This is a genomic window from Paraburkholderia caffeinilytica, assembly GCF_003368325.1.
Classification (GTDB): domain Bacteria; phylum Pseudomonadota; class Gammaproteobacteria; order Burkholderiales; family Burkholderiaceae; genus Paraburkholderia; species Paraburkholderia caffeinilytica.
This window is the reverse complement of sequence record NZ_CP031466.1, coordinates 2334621-2352228: the sequence shown is the minus strand read 5'-3', so window position 1 is coordinate 2352228 and position 17608 is coordinate 2334621. Positions and strand designations below refer to the sequence as shown.

17 protein-coding genes and 2 pseudogenes are annotated in these 17608 nt (G+C 60.6%); 7 read left to right on the top strand and 12 right to left on the bottom strand.

Annotated features, from left to right (window positions below; translation table 11 throughout):
* Window positions 1–19: 19 nt before the first annotated feature.
* Together DSC91_RS10450 and DSC91_RS10445 are read right to left on the bottom strand one after the other, a co-directional pair.
* A complete protein-coding gene (locus tag DSC91_RS10450; protein WP_115778056.1) occupies window positions 20–736 on the bottom strand; it encodes a CTP synthase C-terminal region-related (seleno)protein in 717 nt (238 codons plus the stop codon).
* 148 nt (window positions 737–884) lie between these two features.
* Complete coding sequence (locus DSC91_RS10445; RefSeq protein ID WP_115778055.1) at window positions 885–1697, bottom strand: DinB family protein; 813 nt, start codon at window positions 1695–1697, stop codon at window positions 885–887.
* 217 nt (window positions 1698–1914) lie between these two features.
* Here DSC91_RS10445 and DSC91_RS38195 point away from each other — a divergent pair.
* Both DSC91_RS38195 and DSC91_RS10435 read left to right on the top strand, forming a co-directional pair.
* Window positions 1915–2097, top strand: a pseudogene (locus DSC91_RS38195) (short-chain dehydrogenase/reductase); the annotation flags it as partial.
* Window positions 2098–2494: 397 nt separating this feature from the next.
* The gene (locus tag DSC91_RS10435) at window positions 2495–3214 is read left to right on the top strand and encodes a phosphatase PAP2 family protein (RefSeq protein WP_115778054.1); all 720 of its coding nucleotides are present in this window, start codon (window positions 2495–2497) and stop codon (window positions 3212–3214) included.
* 159 nt (window positions 3215–3373) lie between these two features.
* Here DSC91_RS10435 and DSC91_RS10430 read toward each other — a convergent pair whose 3' ends face one another.
* Entirely contained in the window at window positions 3374–5026 is a 1653-nt protein-coding gene (locus DSC91_RS10430; protein WP_115778053.1) for an FAD-dependent oxidoreductase, read from the bottom strand.
* Window positions 5027–5389: 363 nt separating this feature from the next.
* Here DSC91_RS10430 and DSC91_RS10425 point away from each other — a divergent pair, with 363 nt between their 5' ends.
* Complete coding sequence (locus tag DSC91_RS10425; protein WP_115779784.1) at window positions 5390–6058, top strand: O-methyltransferase; 669 nt, start codon at window positions 5390–5392, stop codon at window positions 6056–6058.
* A 335-nt stretch (window positions 6059–6393) separates the two neighbouring features.
* The gene (locus DSC91_RS10420; protein WP_115778052.1) at window positions 6394–6642 is read left to right on the top strand and encodes a hypothetical protein; all 249 of its coding nucleotides are present in this window, start codon (window positions 6394–6396) and stop codon (window positions 6640–6642) included.
* Between the two features lie 18 nt (window positions 6643–6660).
* Here DSC91_RS10420 and DSC91_RS10415 read toward each other — a convergent pair whose 3' ends face one another.
* Both DSC91_RS10415 and DSC91_RS10410 read right to left on the bottom strand, forming a co-directional pair.
* Window positions 6661–7566, bottom strand: a complete 906-nt coding sequence (locus DSC91_RS10415) for an NmrA/HSCARG family protein (RefSeq protein ID WP_115778051.1) — start codon at window positions 7564–7566, stop codon at window positions 6661–6663.
* Window positions 7567–7591: 25 nt separating this feature from the next.
* Window positions 7592–7699, bottom strand: a pseudogene (locus DSC91_RS10410) (YceI family protein); the annotation flags it as partial.
* 144 nt (window positions 7700–7843) lie between these two features.
* Here DSC91_RS10410 and DSC91_RS10405 point away from each other — a divergent pair.
* Window positions 7844–8767 carry a LysR family transcriptional regulator gene (locus DSC91_RS10405; protein ID WP_115778050.1) on the top strand — a complete coding sequence of 308 codons (924 nt, stop codon included), beginning with the start codon at window positions 7844–7846 and terminating at the stop codon, window positions 8765–8767.
* 208 nt (window positions 8768–8975) lie between these two features.
* On the opposite strand, the gene DSC91_RS10400 is transcribed toward DSC91_RS10405, so the two are convergent.
* The 6 genes from DSC91_RS10400 to DSC91_RS10370 form a co-directional block, all read right to left on the bottom strand.
* A complete protein-coding gene (locus DSC91_RS10400) occupies window positions 8976–9473 on the bottom strand; it encodes a hypothetical protein (RefSeq protein ID WP_115778049.1) in 498 nt (165 codons plus the stop codon).
* Between the two features lie 53 nt (window positions 9474–9526).
* Window positions 9527–11581: an alkyl/aryl-sulfatase gene (locus tag DSC91_RS10395; protein WP_115778048.1), complete on the bottom strand. Its 2055-nt coding sequence runs from the start codon at window positions 11579–11581 to the stop codon at window positions 9527–9529.
* Between the two features lie 560 nt (window positions 11582–12141).
* The gene (gene ppnP, locus DSC91_RS10390; RefSeq protein WP_115778047.1) at window positions 12142–12462 is read right to left on the bottom strand and encodes a pyrimidine/purine nucleoside phosphorylase; all 321 of its coding nucleotides are present in this window, start codon (window positions 12460–12462) and stop codon (window positions 12142–12144) included.
* Window positions 12463–12654: 192 nt separating this feature from the next.
* Complete coding sequence (locus DSC91_RS10385) at window positions 12655–13368, bottom strand: hypothetical protein (RefSeq protein WP_115778046.1); 714 nt, start codon at window positions 13366–13368, stop codon at window positions 12655–12657.
* A gap of 175 nt (window positions 13369–13543) precedes the next feature.
* The gene (locus tag DSC91_RS10380; protein WP_115778045.1) at window positions 13544–14029 is read right to left on the bottom strand and encodes a hypothetical protein; all 486 of its coding nucleotides are present in this window, start codon (window positions 14027–14029) and stop codon (window positions 13544–13546) included.
* Window positions 14030–15177: 1148 nt separating this feature from the next.
* A complete protein-coding gene (locus DSC91_RS10370) occupies window positions 15178–16032 on the bottom strand; it encodes a helix-turn-helix transcriptional regulator (protein ID WP_115778043.1) in 855 nt (284 codons plus the stop codon).
* A gap of 455 nt (window positions 16033–16487) precedes the next feature.
* On the opposite strand from DSC91_RS10370, the gene DSC91_RS10365 reads away from it, so the two are divergent.
* Together DSC91_RS10365 and DSC91_RS37410 are read left to right on the top strand one after the other, a co-directional pair.
* Window positions 16488–16922 carry a universal stress protein gene (locus DSC91_RS10365; protein WP_115778042.1) on the top strand — a complete coding sequence of 145 codons (435 nt, stop codon included), beginning with the start codon at window positions 16488–16490 and terminating at the stop codon, window positions 16920–16922.
* A gap of 72 nt (window positions 16923–16994) precedes the next feature.
* On the top strand, window positions 16995–17156 hold the full coding sequence (locus DSC91_RS37410) for a hypothetical protein (RefSeq protein WP_162831359.1): 162 nt from the start codon (window positions 16995–16997) through the stop codon (window positions 17154–17156).
* 93 nt (window positions 17157–17249) lie between these two features.
* Here DSC91_RS37410 and DSC91_RS10360 read toward each other — a convergent pair whose 3' ends face one another.
* Window positions 17250–17567 (bottom strand): DUF1840 domain-containing protein, encoded by a 318-nt coding sequence (locus DSC91_RS10360; protein WP_115778041.1) that lies wholly within the window; start codon window positions 17565–17567, stop codon window positions 17250–17252.
* Between the last annotated feature and the right edge of the window lie 41 nt (window positions 17568–17608).

Sequence of the window (17608 nt, the reverse complement as noted above, 5' to 3'; positions counted from 1 at the left end):
TAGTCTCCACCGTCGGCTTTCAGGTTGGGCTTAGGGAGTGTGGCCTTGCGCATGCTTCTACGAACGCGTTAACAATCGGCGCAGGCTGTTCCCTGAGCGCTGCGCGCTCGGGTTGAAAGAGCGTCGCAACGAAAAACGGATGTTCATCCATTTCGACAACGCGTACATCGCCTGCCTCATCCTCTCCGGCGACTCGTAAAGGGCCTGAAACAAGCGACGTTCTGAACTCGGGATTAAGTCCATAGCGACAACGGTAACCCTCCAATGTTTCGCCGACTCCATAGGCAGTAGCGATGCGGGTTCCTGGAAACAGTCGAACCCGATCCACCGTTTCAACCAGAGCGCATTCAAGTGGCGAAATGACTGCGCGCGTAGCGCCTGGCGCCGTTTCCGCGTGCTCTGCATCGGCCCAGCCAAGCACGTTGCGCGCGTACTCGACGATGACGTGCTGAAATCCCCCGCATGTACCCAGAAACGGGATTGCTCTCTCGCGGGCATGGCGAATGGCGAGCAGCGCGCCTTCAGTGTTCTGGTAGGGACTCGCGGGGACGCACCAGATTCCATCGAACATAGAGATACGCGAAACCGAGGTGATTTCGACGGTGGGAATCCATTCAAATTCGACTTCGATCCCCGTCGTCTCCGCCGCTCGCTTCAAAGCATGGGGAATAGCCTGGTGAGCCGGCACCGAGTGGTTATAGTCGCCGACCAGACCGATAGTCACTTTCTTCAGCATCGCTTTTGTTCTCCTCATTGACCTGCATGCAGCACGCAATTACGGCGGGATTTGCTCTCGTGCATGCCCGTTCAAGTTCGATAAGTTCTGGATCATGTCGACGGACATCCGCAGCGTGCCTGGTCAACAGGTTGAGAACCCCTGATGTTCACGTGGCCCCTTGGGATTCGCGACCGTTGGGGATCACGTGCAACGCCGCACCAAGCTCGTCGAGTTCGAGACAATGGGTTCGGTCATGATCCAGAAGCTCGCGAACCAGTTCCTCCAGGGTCATTCGACGAATGCCATCGCGCAGACAGCAGCGTGTCAGCGCTTCGGGCGTCAGTTTCCCAAGCGACGTGCACAGACGTCGCCGAGCCTTTGCGAAGGCCCGGGCAGCGGCATGTAAGTCCTGCTCAACGTAATTGCGTGAGTCCGCGAGAGCCGTTCCATCCACGGAATCGATATCAGGAAGATGCGCCGACAGGATGGCTTCGATGCGAGCCGCGAAGATCGCGTCGAGATCCCGAAGGTGACAAGCGTGTTCGACGAGCGCGAACCCCGTACCTGACGGTCGCCGGCGCCACAGCTTCTCGGGAGTGCGGGTGACGCACGCTGAAAGCTTGTCCGGCATCGACGCAAGTTCGCGGATGATGTCGGGCCACGCCAGCTTGATAGGGCTGGGGCTGAACACGGCTCCGTAACTGAACCACGAGCCGCCGACGCGGCCCCGTGGCTGGACGACCTCATGGCCGTGCCGTCGCATGACTTCCGCGACCATCGCGCCGCAGAACTGACGGGCTGTTGTGTCCTGCTCGACTTCTGGAAACTTCTGCGCAATCTCGTCAGTGACCGCGGCGATTGCCGCAACGCCGACGCGCGAAAGCGCTGCAAACTCGATGTAGCGCTCGGACTGGACGATCATGGCCTCCAGTTGTTGTCCGAGTGAGGAGGCTCTGAAGCGGTCGAAACGGGAATGCATGCGATCCTTGACCCGGCGTTCGAGTAACGTATCAAAACGATACGTTACTCGAAAAAAGGCGTCAAGTACCTAAGCGCACGATGAAGCCGACACGAAACCCCCATTGAGAATCGTGTCAGCGAGCCGCAGTCATTTACCGTCAATGCGACGAGACGAACTTTGATCCAGGAAAGGCTGAATGCGGCGCGAAGCTCTCGCGAAGGCGTTTCGTTTCCGCGGCAGGCAGCCCGGGGATCCTGTGAAAGCTGCGCGTGCCACGTTGTCGCTTGTCGAAAGCGACGAGCCGCCATCGCATCTTCTGCTTGGAAGTGATGCGCTCGGTCTGGTCCGGGAAAAGCTCTCGTTACTCGGCGCGGAAATCAATGCCTGGGAAGCTGTCACCCGATCGACGGACGGATGAACGCGCGTAGCGACCGTATTGGGGAGCGCTCTGAAGCGGCTTATCGGCAATGAACAGCGTCGGTTTGAGCCAATTAACGTTAACCCGAGAGGGAGGGAAACGACGGTGCCGGTGGCTGTGACGGCGGCCATCACGGTGGTGCCCGGCGACCGCGAACGGGCGATTGGCGCGAATGCTTCCGGAAGAGGCCTGAGCGACTGATCCGACAATTGGCAGAGACGCCATGCGCTAGCGCACTTGCCGCATGTTCATGTCAAGACGATGATTGTCGTTACCGGCCATCGAGCGCTTCGCCGCGTAGCCAGGCACTGGCGATGTCTGCAATACGGCATCGTGACAACGGCTGCGACCGGCAATGAAGCCATATCGATTGCCGCATATAGGGGAGCACAGACAAATGAACGTCATCGATACATGGGCCATCGCGTCCATAAGTAATGTGGCCATTCCCTCGCAAGGCTTCACCCATGCAGTCGAAGCGGTCGTGAACGCATACTTGCCCAAGGGCGTGGTGCTGGTTGCACTGCTGTGGTGGGTCTGGTTCAGACCCGAACCTGCGGAAGGACCCGACGGCGAGGCCGTCCGGCGACACCAGCGCGAACTCGTCGTGATCGCCATCGCGAGCGGCTTCATCGCGCTGGTGGCCGGCCGCCTGCTTGCACACTACCTGCCGTTTCGCGTGCGGCCAATGTATGAACCGGCGTTGCGTGCGTTCTTTCCGGAGGCCAACGTGGACGAACCGGTGCTGCGAACGTGGAGCTCGTTTCCAAGCGATCACGCCATGCTCTGGTGCGCGGTCGCCATGGGCATTTTCCTCGCCTCGCGACCCGTGGGGATCTACGCGCTATTGCACGCTGTAGTGCTGATCGGCCTGCCGCGCATCTATCTCGGCGTGCACTACCCGACGGACGTGCTGGCCGGCGCGGCACTCGGCATCGGCATCACATACGTGATGAGCGCCGGCGCGATACGCACGCGCATCGCCGCACCGATACTGGCGTTCGCGCAGCGCTTTCCCGGCGTGTTTTATGGCGCCGCGTTCGTGCTCAGTTTCGAGCTGGCGACACAGTTCCAGGAGTTGCGCGTGTTGGCGCACGGCCTGATACATGGGATGTAGTCGGCCGGGGAGGTTGGAGAGGAGGCGCCCATTGCCTCCTGCTGGACACGCTCGCATGGATGGTTTGGCCGCAACGCGGGAAGGTTGTCGAAGCGGACGTTCAACATCAATCGAAACCGCTACAACAAATGCGCATGCGCCTCTCCGTCGCACCCGGTGCTATCTTGCGTCGTGCTGTAGATATTTGTGGGCAAACGCGATCGCCATGCTGCCTTCACCGACCGCTGAAGCGACCCGCTTGACTGGACTCAACCTGACATCGCCGCAGGCAAACACGCCGGGAACACTCGATTCGAGGAGGTAGGGATCCCGGCTATGGGACCAGCGTCCCGCCTTGACGACGTCGTCGCCGGTGAGAACATATCCGCGCGCATCGCGTGCGATTTCCGGCGGCAGCCACTCAGTCTCTGCATCCGCCCCAATGAACACGAACAATCCACCACAGTCGTGTCGACGCACCCCTGCGCTCAACCCATCGCGCACGTCGATCGCTGTCAAGTGGGTATCGCCGTGCGCGCCGACGACTTCCGATCGCAGTTGCACCGCTACGTTCGACTTTCCTTGAAGCTGCTCGACAAGGTAGCGAGACATGCTCTTTTCCAATGAATCGCCTCGCAGGACAAGCGTAACCATGCGCGCATGATTGGCAAAGTACAACGCCGCCTGGCCGGCCGAGTTGCCGCCGCCGATCAGATAGACGTCGAGTCCGTGAGTGGCGTTCGCTTCGCTGCGTGAGGCGCCGTAGTAAATGCCTTTACCGATAAACCGGTCGAAGCCGTCGATCGCGAGGCGGCGCCATGTGACGCCAGTCGCGAGAATGATCGTTCGCGCCCGGATGACGTCGCCTCCGTCGAGATAAACACCACGCCCGGCGACATCGATTCGAGCGACAGACCGTGTCACCAGAATCTCTGCACCGAGCCGCCTTGCCTGCTGCAATGCACGGCTCGCCAGTTCGTCGCCCGACACACCGTTGGGGAAGCCGAGGTAGTTCTCGATACGCGACGAGGTGCCGGCCTGTCCGCCCGGTGCCTCACGTTCCAGCACGACGGTACGCAAGCCTTCCGACGCACCGTACACTGCCGCAGCGAGACCGGCCGGTCCGCCGCCAATGATCATCGTGTCGTATTCGGCGAGGCGAGGCTGTGTCTGCAGACCCAGCAACTCCGCAAGCTCGCGTGTCGCGGGGCGGCTCAGCACCGTTCCGTCGACCAGTCGCAATGCCGGGCAATCCTGCTCTGGCGGACAGGTTCCGGGCCAGCGCGCCGCCAGTTCGGGCGCATCCGGCGTCATCCAGTCGTAGCTGATCTGGTTGCGGGCGAGGAACTGGCGCAACGCGGTACAAGCGGAGTCCCAGCGACTTCCAATCATGATCACGCGGGCCTTGGGCGGCTCGGCGGAGAGGCCCTGCAGTCCGCCAATGCGCTCGCGCGCAAGGGCGCCCATCTTGAGTGCAACTTCCTGCGAGGCCGCGGCAAGTACGTAGTAATGCTGAGCGTCCACGCGCATGACACGCGACGGCTCCGCTGCCCGATAGGCGCCTGGAAACGGGCAACTCAGCGCGAGCGGCACTTCGCCAAAGATGGTTCCGGGCAGACGCCAGCCCAGCGTGCGCTCGATACCGTCGAACGTCTTGACGACTTCCATCTTGCCGGCGAGAACCGCGTACAGCGCGCGCTCTCCGCCTTCATGGACCGCGAATTCACCCGCGCACAGATGTAGGTCCGCGGACGTGTGCGCGAGATGTTCCAGTTCGTTGTCAGGGAGTGTCGAGAACAGCGGAATCGCCCGGATGTCGTCGATTGTCAGCATGGCTTCGTCCAGCAGGCAGACCGAACCAGTATATGACTTTCGGATGCGAATGTTTGTGCGCTGGCGCCCGTTCGCCGGTCTAAACGCGGCGATAGCGTCCGCCGCTCCGCCGAGGTAGCCGAGGCCGGAGTCCGCGTTGCGCCGCTCGACACGAACGGCCGTTTCCGGTCGAACGCCGTTCGGCGGCGAACTTCAGTGGTCGACCCACGGCGGCTGCTCGATAGTCCACAAAACGGTCGTTCAACTGGCGGAGGCGGCGTAACTTCCCACCCAGGATTTAATAAGCAAAGCCGGATTTTTCATAAGACTAACGGATTCACGGGCTTAAAATTCCCTTCCCGATAGATGGAAGAAGGGTTCGAAATGAGTCAGGAACAGTGGAGTACCGTGGACGAGTATTTCTCACGCCAGCTGGTGCCGTCCGACCCGGCATTGGATGCCACCCTCGTCTCCAGCGCGGAGGCGGATTTACCCTCAATCAACGTTGCGCCTAATCAAGGGAAGTTTCTTCATCTGTTAGCAAAAATACGTGGTGCGCGCCGGATTCTCGAAATCGGAACGCTTGGGGGTTATAGCACGATTTGGCTGGCCCGGGCTCTGCCATCGGATGGTGCGTTGATATCGCTGGAATCGAACGCGGCATATGCGAATCTTGCCCGAAAAAATATCGAATTCGCCGGGTTATCAAACGTTGTTTCAATCGTTCTTGGAACGGCATTCCAAAGCCTGGAGCGCCTGATTGAAGAGAAGGCGGAACCCTTCGACCTGGTATTCATCGACGCGGATAAAGAAAGCAATCCCGACTATCTCCGATTGTCTCTTCAACTGTCGCGACCCGGAACCGTGATTATTGGCGACAACGTCGTGCGAAAAGGTAAGGTCGCGGACGTTGGCAATAGTGATCCCGACGTCATTGGCGTTCGGCGATATTTCGATCTGCTTGCGGCCAATCCTCAACTGTCGACAACTGCGATTCAAACCGTCGGGTCGAAAGGCTGGGATGGTTTTTCCATCACCGTCGTTTCCGCGTAGCCTGGGCATTGCCCGGTTTGAGAGGAGGGCGTCTGATCGTCACGGCGCCGGCGTTGGCCGTCGATGGTATGGGTCCGTGCTTCGAACCCGCGGGACCTGAACGACCGCGCTGGCGCAGTTTCATTTCCAAAGGTCATGCGGCCTGACCGGTGCGCGGTGTCCCGGTTGCTCGAGATGAACGATATATAAATTAAACATTATCATAAATGTTAAAAACATTAACTATCGTAAATCGAAAGCCGGGTCTACGCTCTGATCATCCCCGTCGCATAGGCTCGGTTCGCGGCACTTGAGTCTCCGGCCGGGTGAGGGGTAGGCGATCGAAGGAGATGACCATGAATACCGCCGAGAAGTCCTTGCGTTACCTGGTGGAAAAGTGGCTTGCGCCTGCCCCGCACACGCACATTCGCGTCATTCAGTTTGGGCATATGCGCGAAGACAGGAGACGCTATGTGCACGTCGAGGCATCGGCGCCGAGCGGCCCGCGCGCAATCTTTTTCTTTCGGCACGACGACGGCTGCTGGTGCGTATTTCCGCCCCGGATCGCGCGTCCTTCAATGACTGGTGATAGGTGGGCCGCCTGAACGGCTTAATCACCTCGTTCAGGTGGCTGCCGGGATCGCGAAGTTCGCTTTCGCCCACGCGGCAAACGTCGTCGGCTGCTGGCCGGCGACCTTGTTGGCGAGCGCGATTGCGTCGCGTGAATCCGAGCCGAGATACGTGTGCGCTTCGAAGTAGGCGAGCATCGCCGCGATACCGTCGGCGTGCGGAAACCAACCGGCAAAAACCTCGCGCGGGACTTGCTTGAACGAGAGCGTGTTTCCTTGTTGATTCAGAGTGGCGACGATCTCGTTGAAGCTCAGGAAATCGCCGACCAGCGCCAAATGTTCGCCGCTCCCCGCGAGTTCCGGCTGTGCGAACGCGCCGGCCACGAGGCGACCAAGCTCAGTGATGTCGCCCATATGGATCACGCGCCGCTCCGGATCAAGCGGCAGCACCCAACCCACGGTGCCGTCCGCCTGTTTCTGCGGAGCCATCAGGCCGATCAGGTTTTGGTAATAGAACGGCGCGATCACGAACGTGTGGTACGCAAATCCGGCTTCGCTGACGATCGATTCGACTTTCGCCTTGGCCGTGAAATGCGGGACATTGATCGCGCCGCCGCTGATCGTCTCCACATTGGGAAGCGTCGACCAGATGACGTGCTGCACGCCGGCGTCTTTCGCCGCGTTGACGGCCGCGAGCGCCTGCTTGTGTTCGTCTGCCTGGGCTTCCCAGGAATTGGTGACCAGGAACGCGCCATGTGCTCCGGTAAAGGCGGCCTTAAGCGTTTCCGGACGATTGAAATCCGCCAGAGCGACTTCGTCGGCCAGCTCCGGATGCCTGTCCGGATTGCGCGTCAACGCGCGCACTTTGAATTGACCGCTCGCCTGCAGCGCGCGCACAACTGCGCCACCTTGCTGACCGGTTGCGCCGACGACGGCGATGAGCTTCTGGGTGCTCGACATGGTTGTTCTCCAATAAGTATTTTGTTACTTCGCGCTTGAGCATCGGATGCGGCATGCACTTGAGCGAATCGATATTCAGCGTCAGCGGCCTGATCACGCCGTGCATCGTCAGATTGCCGACGACCGTGCGCGGCATAGGGCGATGCAACGCCACCTTGGAGCGGGAGAATGACTTTTCACGGCCGCCTCCTGCATGACGCATCAAGTATGGGGATTAAATTCGCTTCACACTAGACGGTAAAATAGGATTTGATTAATCCATTTTTGGAGGAATGTCATGCTCGATCTGAATGATCTGGCGATGTTCGTCCAGGTCGTCCGCGCCGGCAGCTTCTCCGAGGCGGCGCGGCGCCTGCGCATGCCGGCAAATACGCTGAGCCGGCGCATCGATCAACTCGAAGGGCAACTCGGCACACGCCTGTTGCATCGCTCCACTCGCAAGCTTGCGCCGAGCACCGAAGGTCAGGCGCTGTTCGAGCGCTATGCGCCCGCGCTTGATCAGATCCTCGAGATCGAGCGACGCCATGCAGATGAGCAGGCGCCGTCCGGCTCGGTTCGCGTCACCGCGATGGCCGGCCTGTTCGAATTCTTTCGCATGGAATGGTTGGTCGAGTTCTACGTGCGTTATCCAAACATCAGCATCGACTTTCTGCTCGACGATGCGCCTTCCGATCTGATCGCCGAGCGCATCGATCTGGCCTTGCGCATGGGCATCGAGACCCGTAGCGGCCTTAAGGTGCGTCGGCTGGCGCCGAGTGCAATGATCCTCGCGGCGAGTCCGGCTTATCTGGAACGGCGCGCCGCACCACGCACGCTGCGTGAACTGGCCGAACACGACTGTCTGACGATTTCCAATCGCCAGGGGCGCAACACGTGGCGTCTGCAGGGTCCGCGCGGCAGTCAGGAATTGACGATCAACAGCCGGTTCGCGGTCAACGACATGCGAGTGCTGGCGCAGGCTTGCATAGCTGGACTAGGCATTGCGCTGCTGCCGCAGTTAATCGTTGAGCCAATCATCGCGCAGGGGAAACTGGTACGCGTGCTGCCGACCTATCGGCGCGCCAGCACCGACCTCGGCCTGCAGCTCGTCTACACGAGCCGCCCACCGGTGCCGCCCGCAGTAGCGGTCTTCGCTGAATTTCTGTTGGAGAAACTGGACAAGGCGATGACCGATCCCTCACGGAAGACTGCCAGCCGATAAGTTCGTTACCTTACCCGGGACGGGCGAAGCGTAAGAGTCGATTCAGCGACGAACAGATCGTCGCGCGCCTGCAGGAAGCGGGATTTGCGCGTGTAGAGCGCGCCCCTTATCCCGAACTCACCTTCAGAAAGAAGGTTCCTTCATGGGAAGCCAACGATTTCTACCGGCGCGGCGACATGTACGCTCATCTCTTGCGCGTATCGGGCCGCTAGTGAATCAGCTCTTCGGGATACGTTTGGCTCATCAGTGAGCGAAGCATCTCGCTGTCGTTACGGCCTGCGTCAAGGGCGAACAGTTCGTCGGAAAAGGCGCGGTCTGCAGAGATTTCTCGCTTTATCACGGTCTGCAACGATGACTTTGCCGCTACCAACACGACATCGCGGTCCTCTTGCCTGTCTGCAGTGACGTTCGGCAGCTCAGGCACGACGTCTGGGTCAAAGCCACTCTCAGTTGCATGAAAGAATCCCCACGTTCCGCTTTCCACCAGCAGAACGTAGAAATCCGGCAATTTCATCAGTTCCCGCGGCTCGACCGCTGCCTCAAGCTGATCCTGAAACTCCTTCAGAGCGTCGATTGCGGCCACTCGCCGCTTGGCATTGGCGAGTGGCCCGTCGAGCACATCCTCTTTCAATACGCCGGTTTCGATGGCCGCGCGGGTGGCAACGGCCACTGCCAGAGCTTGAGGATGGCCAATATCGAATTCCATCTTGAAGTTGCAGATTGCACACACGATTGTCGATCTCCCCAAGCCGTGCTTCTTTACGGCGTGACGATATTGAAGAAGAAGTCGAAATTATCGAGCCAGGTAACGAACTCGCCGAGCTTCTGCGCGTTGCCTGCGATCTTCGCTTTGCCGGACGTCACCAGATTGGGCATGGTGGTTGTGCCCAGCATCACGTCGTTCAGATCGGCGCGCGTCATGGTCAACGACGCGTCCGCTGATTTCGACGTTCGACTTTTCGAGTAGTGCAGCGCGCTATTTTCGACGCCAATCGCGTAGCTTTCGTTTGTGTCAGTCAAGACCAGATTGAACTCGATGGTTTTTCCCGCAGCTCGCTGTCCGTTCAGGCGGACCCCTTGATAGTCGAGGAACAGGTCAAGCGGCATCGCCCTGATGGTGTCCGGGTTTTGTGGGCTGCCAATTGGAACTTTATGAACGCCGTTACGAAGCTCCATGGCACCGGTGAGATAGAAGTTGCGCCAACTTGCCGATTCCGACTGATAGCCCAATTGTTCATACGCGTCTGCCAGCATATGTTTTGCGGCTGTATTTTGCGGATCGCTGAACACGACATGGTTCACGACCTCGGCCACCCAACGGTAGTCGCCCTTGTCGTAGTAAGTCTGAGCCTTGTGCAGGACGGCTGCCGGGCCTCCCATGAATTCGACATAGTGCTTGCCGTTCTCGGCCGGTGGAAGCCGGTGAAGGTTCGCGGGCACTCCATCAAAAAAGCCGAGGCGTAAATTGTATTGCGCAACGATGTCGTGATAGACCGTGCCGTAGTAGCTACGGCAGTACCACCGCCGACTCAGGCTGTCAGGAAGCCGGAGCGTCTCGGCGATTTCGAGCGGCGTGTACCCGGTGTTCGCAAGGCGCATCGTTTGATCGTGAAGGTAGCGGTACATATCGCGTTGCGCGCCGAGGAACGGCAGTATCCGGTCGTTGCCCCATGTTGGCCAGTAGTGCGATGCAAATAGCACCTCCATGTCGGGCCCAAACATATCGATCGCGGCCTGCAGATACTTCGACCACAACAAGGCATCGCGAACTTTTGCGCCGCGCAACGTGTACAGGTTGTGCAGCGTATGGGTCGCGTCTTCCGAAGCACAGAATGCCTTGAACTTTGGCAGGAAGAACATGAATTCCGACGGCGCTTCGGATTCGGGCGCCATCAGAACGATAACTTCCACGCCATCGATTGTTAGCTTCTCGCCGGTCTTTTCAGCGAAGTGCGTGGGTACGAGCAACGTGATATTGCCATTCGACGAAGTCTTGCCCAGTCCGCCGTCGACGATGCCGACCGTGCTCCGCGGCAGCAACATGCCGTACATGTAACTTGCCCGACGCCCCATCGCATTGCCCGCGATGACGTTCTCCCCGACCGCGGCTTCCGTAAATCCCGCAGGAGCATATATATTTACCTTGCCGGCTTTCAGATCGGCTTCGTCGACGATGCCCCGAATGCCACCGTAGTGATCAGCGTGGCTGTGCGTATAGATGACGTTCGTGATCGGTTTGTCACCGAGATGCGGAACGACGAGCTGTTTCCAGACTACGCTAGATACGTCGGCGGTGGTCAACGGATCGATCACGATCCAGCCAGTATCGCCTCGAATGATAGTCATCACGGAGAGGTCGTAGCCTCGGACCTGCCATATACCGTCCACGACTTCGAACAACCCGTGATTCATGTTGAGTTTTGCGTTGCGCCAAAGGCTCGGATTCACGGAAGCCGGCGAGTTGTTTTCAGGGCCGCCAGCGACGAACGCGAACTGCCCCAAATCCCACGCCGCACCGCCGTGAGTGCCTGGAATGGCGCCGCTACCCGGCAGGGTAGCGACAAGCCCGCGGCTGGCGTCCTGAAAGTCGACGGTGTCGTCGAAAGCGAGAAACCTGGCATAGGCCTCGTTGACCTGACGCGTTGCCTCCGTTGGCGGCTTTGGGCCGATGCCACTGGGTGGCGTGCCATGCGTGGCTTGGGCGAACGCGTCGCCGATCAGACTGCCTGCCCCTGTAGCCATACTTACCGTGGCTACGCCGCGGAGAAATTGCCTGCGTTTGTTGGGCGACGAGGGGTTGTCTTCGATTGACATGCGCTTGCCTCCTTATGGACTTCAAAAGAACCAAATCGAGAGGATGCTGCAGACAGCCGATGCGGTTCAAAGACTAGCAGATTGAGCGACCAGATGCTCATGAAATTGAAAGATGATCAGTTCGCACTGCGGCATTTGACGCTGCTCCAGGCGTGAAAGCTGATAGATGTGCGAATGCCCAGCGGCATTTGAGCGGTGGCATCGTGATCAGCCGGGCTCGCGACTATCCGAAGGTGGCCGGATAGAGTCCGATGCGATACGCATAAACTGGCCCGAAGCGGTCTTTCGTGGAAGCCGGCAGTGAGCGTTCGTCAGTAACGGTCGTGACTCGCGTTCAGTCCGAACTTGCGCAGATGAAGATCGCGGCTTCTGAAGTATTCCGAAATAAAAGGGCAATGCTCCCGTATGCCGGATAGAACGGATGCCCTGCTTAAAAATTGTCGGATGCGAGTCGAGGATTATCCGTCAGCACGGCAATCTTGCCAGCGAACCGGATTGCGCGGATGTTGATGGAAGAGTGCGTGAGGGTGCCGGAGAGGTAACCCGGCACCCGTTCGTCTTTACAGGTAGCTGCAGATGTAGTCGAGCGTTTCGATCACGTCGATATCGAAGCGGCTCTTGCCGGGCACCGAGAACGACTCGCCCGCGCCATACGTCTTCCATTCGTCGCTGCCTTCGAGGCGGATGCGGCATTGGCCGGCTTGCACTTCCATGAGCTCCGGCGCGTCGGTGCCGAAGTTGAGCGCGCCGGGAAGGATCACGCCGAGCGTCTTGCGCGTGCCGTCCGCGAAGAGAACGGTGTGCGAGACACACTTGCCGTCGAAGTAGACGTTGGCGCGTTTGATAACGGAAACCTGATCGAATTGCGTTGTGGCCGTCATGGCGGTCTTCCTTTGGGTCATCGTGAATGGAGGCGTTCGCGCTGCGTAGCGGCAGCGGGCGCTGCGCGATATGCGCGGACCGCCCGCACGGGCTTTCGGTCCAGCGCAAGCCCGCCATCATACAGGCGCCCGGCGACGCCGGCCGGTAATCCTCGCGTCTGTCAGAGCAAGACCGCGATGCGATCCCGGCGGCTAGTCAGCCCGGCGCCAACGACCGGAATCCGGGCACACATTGACCGGTTCACCGTTCAACTGGACTTGCTCCGTATCCGGTTGCGACGACGTCGAAGGGGCAACGTCGAAGGCGACCTTAAGCGCGTGCCCAACATGGGCATTTTCGATGGGGAGCTCCCAGGTCAGGAATATCTGGATGCAATCCTGCTCCGGCGCGAAGTCGGCTGCATTGAAACCACTGCTGCCGCGCTGAATGACGCCATGAGGCTGGCCAGTATCGAATATCACAACCGTTCCCCGGGTTAGAGGAATGCGCCGGCCCAAAGCGGGGAAATGCAAGTCCAGGCCCCTGTCCTCGCTCATGAAGAGATTGCAGAAGGCCGCATCGCCATATTGCGCACCGTCGTGGTGGTACCTCGCGCCGCGGCAGGCCATGAGGGCTACGTCGCTGGCGGCGAGCACCTCGGGCAGTCCAAGCGCGCGCGTCCAATCGGACACGGCCTGCACGCAGCGTGTGTAGTCGGGCCAGCGCGCCCGCGCTCGCGGCAAAGGCATCGGCTCGACGTCTCCGGGTTCCAGGAGCAGATGCGACGATATCTCCCGGTCCCAATCCGCAAGCAGACGCGCAGGGGGCACAGGGACGTCGACCGTGCCGGATAGCACGATGCCGCTCACGCTTCGACTGCGGATGGCGTCGTCACTCCAGTAATAGGAGGTCAGCATGTCTCGCATTCGATTCAGTTGGGGGGGAATTCATGCGGGCATTGTAACGATTCCAGGAGGGCGCCTCGCGTACATGCGCCGGGCCTGACGGTGTGAAGCTGTGATGCGAGTCAGGTCCAGCGGTTCTTTCTCTTGCACCCACGAGGCCGCGTGCGAGGTGCCCCCGGGCACCTCGCGTGGCGGACTAATGCTTGGGTGTGGACGGCGTACTGCCATCGCCGAGCCCGCCTGTGAGGCCGCCGAGCAGGTTCGTCAGCGGGGCGAGCGGAGACGAGCCACCGCTTGCGCCGCCGAGGGCGCCGGTCAGGGTGCCGACAAGGCTGGTCAGTGGTGCAACCGGACTAGACGCGGAGTTCGTCGACGATCCGTGCGAGGTGCCGCCTCCCAGACCTCCGGTTAGTCCGCCGAGCAAGGTGGTAACCGGTGCGAGGGGGCCGCTGCTGCCTTGCGAGCCGCCGCTCACCGAGGCCACGGACAGTCCGCCGAGCAACGCGGTCACAGGCGCCAGCAGGCCGCCCGTGCTATGGCCGCTCGATCCGCCTGTCACGCCGTGTGAACCACCGGTTGCGCCGTTGGCCACGCCGTTGCCGTTGCCGCTACCACTGTTGTTGCCCAGCGTGATCGGCACAATCGGTACGCTGATTGCGCCGACGCTGACGACCAGGTTCACGATCGGATCAAGGAGGCCGCTGGTGGTTTGGCTGCCGCTGCTGGAGCCAACGCCGGTGGAACCGCTGGAGCCGCCGTGACCGCCGTTTCCGGAGCCGCCGCCTGAGCCCCCGGAGCCGCCGGAGCCGCCGTGGCCTCCGTCTCCGGAACCGCCACCGTAGCCACCACCTGAGCCACCATGGCCACCGTCTCCAGAGCCGCCGCCGTACCCACCGTCCGAGCCGGAAACCGAAACGCCGCCCCAGGCTGAGCCGCCGGTACCACTAGCACCCGCGCCACTGCCGGCCCATCCGCCGGCTGTGGCACCGCTTCCTGTCCACGAGAATCCGGATCCCGGTTGCCCGGTCGTCCATCCGCTGCCTTGCGTAAACGAGGCAGGCGGAGTGGACGTGACATCTCCAGCCTGAGCCGAAGTGGCCAGCGACCACCATAGGAGTGCGCTCGCCGATGCAACAAGAGTGTGTTTGAAGGGAGCCATGATTAGTCCTTTCGCGATGAAATCGCGTCCTGATTGGTCAAAGGTGTAATCAGTGCCCCCGGAAAACCGCTGATCGGTCTTGCAGAAACGCTTGCTTTTCTAGCCCGGGATCGCGTTTGTGCGCGTCGCCTTTCGTTTAATTCTGGAGCCGGCGCTGTAGCGCCATGCCTGGATGTGGCTTGCTCGGGCAATGGGTCGCCGCAAGTTCCGAGCCAATGCACCGGTGACGGAGCGCTGCATGTTTCGCGCACGGGCAGCGCCGAAATTGAGTGGCGCGCGGCGAAGAGGGTCTTGCTGGGCAAGGTGGATCGGGTGGGGTGCGGAACGCAGTGACGGCGTCGTGTGGCGCGTGTTACGTCCGCGGTGTTACGTGTTCCCGTCACGTCGAACGTAACCTCGTTGCTGCACTTCGCGTCGCGCAAATAGTTCAGACGAAAGGCGTCATTGAAACTCTATGGAGTCCGATCAATTGAGGCGCGTGTTGGAAACACGCGTTTGGATATGTGCCGGTTCAGTGATTTTTGTACGCCGTAGCGCAAGCAGCAGAGAAGGGTAGGGGGTGCCGGCGACAGGACGACCGCGCAACGAATTCATGAAGCCGCGCGCATTGCTGTCGTGGCTGACGCGAGTCCCGCTGGTTCCAGGCCTGGCGCCAGGAGCACGTTCCGGGCTCACTTCGTAGCGATTGCCTGCGTTTCCTCGATCAGAGACCTGATCCGCCCCTGATCGACAGGTGTCGCCGGGTTGTAGACGATCATCTGAAGATCCGGCCGCCCGTCGACGGCGAACGATGAGTATTCCAGCGAGATCGGCCCCAGCACGGGGTGGCGCAGGTGCTTGACTCCATCGCCGTGGGTCCGCACTTCATTGTCCTGCCACATGGCGGCGAATTCGGGGCTTGAGCGGCACAGTTCGTCGACGAGCGGCGCCACCTCGGTGTCGGCGCCTGCGCGCGCGGCGTCGATCCGGAAGGCGCTCACCACGAAGCGGGCCACGCTGGCCCAATCGAACTGCGCGGCACGAACGCGGGGATCGCAGAAGATCATGCGCAGGACGTTGCGCCGTTCGGGTGGCAGGGCGCCGTAGTCGGTGAGCACCGCCGCGGCCGCGCGGTTCCAGGCAACCACGTCCCACGTCGCAGTCCTGACGATTGCCGGACTATAGGGCAGCGCATCGAGCAGGCGCTGCAGTCGCGGCGTGATCGCGTCGCTGCCGCGATAGCGGACTTCGGGCGGATGGCCAAGGCCGAGCAGGAATACGTGTTCGCGCTCGACTTCGGTCAGCATCAGCGCCTTCGCGATGCGGTCCAGCACGTCCGCTGACGGATTGCCGCCGCGTCCCTGTTCCAGCCACGTGTACCAGGCCGCGCTGATATTGGCGCGCTGCGCTACCTCTTCCCGGCGCAGTCCCGCCGTTCGCCGCCGTCCACCGGAAATGCCGAAGGACGCGGGATCGAGCCTGGTCCGCCGGTTCTTCAGATAATTGCCGAGCCGATTGTCGCTCGCGCTGTCGTTCGCGTGGGCCATGCGCCACCTGGTAGAACGTATACATGGATAACGTCACCACTTTAACAGGATGATTTTGCTTCGTACATCGCGCTCAATCCGCATGGTTGGGCATGCGCAATAGCGGCCTCACCTGCCTTGGATATCAGGATGACCTCGGCTGGTCCCGGACCCGTCGCGACGCAATCGCCGGCGGACGCGTTTTCCTGCTGCGCCGATCCGGCCGGTTCTCAGCGCACAGGTCTCCCGCATCGCCACGTGAGACGATCATATATATCACGGTGTGATATATAATCGAATCGAAAGCTCAAATCAGAATTCGAAATGCTTCCCCAACTGCTGGGGAGCTGAAATGGGCGCGTTACCAGGTTTCGTGCCGATCGAGGCCGTGCCGATGTTCACCTGAACAATGTCGTGGCGGACCTATCCGATCGCTCGATTGGACGACACCGTGAAAGTTGACAAAGGAATCCACCATGGCCCCGTTCAACAGGATCCTTCTCTGCTACGACGCCACACCGGAGGGACAGCTCGCGCTGCGTTACGGCGCGGCCCTCGCGCAGCAGCTGCAAGCTGAAACCCATCTGCTGTCGATTTTCGACTGCACCTATTGGTCAAGCGGGTTCGACGTTCTGTCGTCGATGAAATTCGAAATCGATGAGCAGGCGGCGCAAGAGACATTGCGTGAGGGTATCGACTCGCTGCGGGCATGGGGTGTGACGGCAACGGGACACTATTCGGTCGGAAACGCGATTGACCAGATTTCCCGGCTGGCGGATTCATTGAAGGTCGATCTGATCGTCATTGGACACCACCCACACAGTTTCCTTGCACGCTGGTGGACGGGAGAAAACCACGCATTGCTGCTCGACCGCGTATCTTGCGGCGTCCTGTTCAAGGTGGCGGCCTGACGGTCTTGCGGGAATTCGAATCGGAGCGGATGCGATCGCGCAATCGATCGCACAACCATGACGGAGGCGAAGATGATGATGGATCTTCTGGTGCAGGTTGTCGTGGCGGGCGCAGTGCTGGCGCTGGTGATTCTTTTCGTCGTCGCGCAGGATGCCATGCGCAATCCTCGTGAACGCGTTCTCCGGCATGCAAGCGGCAGGCACTGGTGGAACCGCACGCGTCACGGACCTTGACACTGCCGGCGGCGCCGGTCCCGCGAGGTTCCCCGGTCTTCGCATGACCTCGACCTCGGGCCGACATGATCGAACCGCGCTGCAAGAGGGCGTCTACAGCCCCCAGATGATGTCGGCATTATGTTTGCTGGCCTCGCGCATCATGTCGAGAAATGGCCAGGCCCGCTGCGAAAGTCCACTGCTGGATTCCTGACGGCGTTCGCGGGAATACTGCAGTGATTCGAGCGCAATCTCCGCCTTTTCATCGTCGGAAATCGCCGCTTCGAGACGACTGATTGCGCGAGGCAGTTCATCGTGGAGAATGACCCCGCGCGAATCGAGACGCTTGCCCACGAGACCCAGCAGATACTGGGCGAGATCCCTGAGCATCACGACATCGGGCGTGGCGGGCGATTGAAACGTGATCAGCATGATGGCTCCTTGCTTCGATCTGTATTGCGCCATCGCACCGG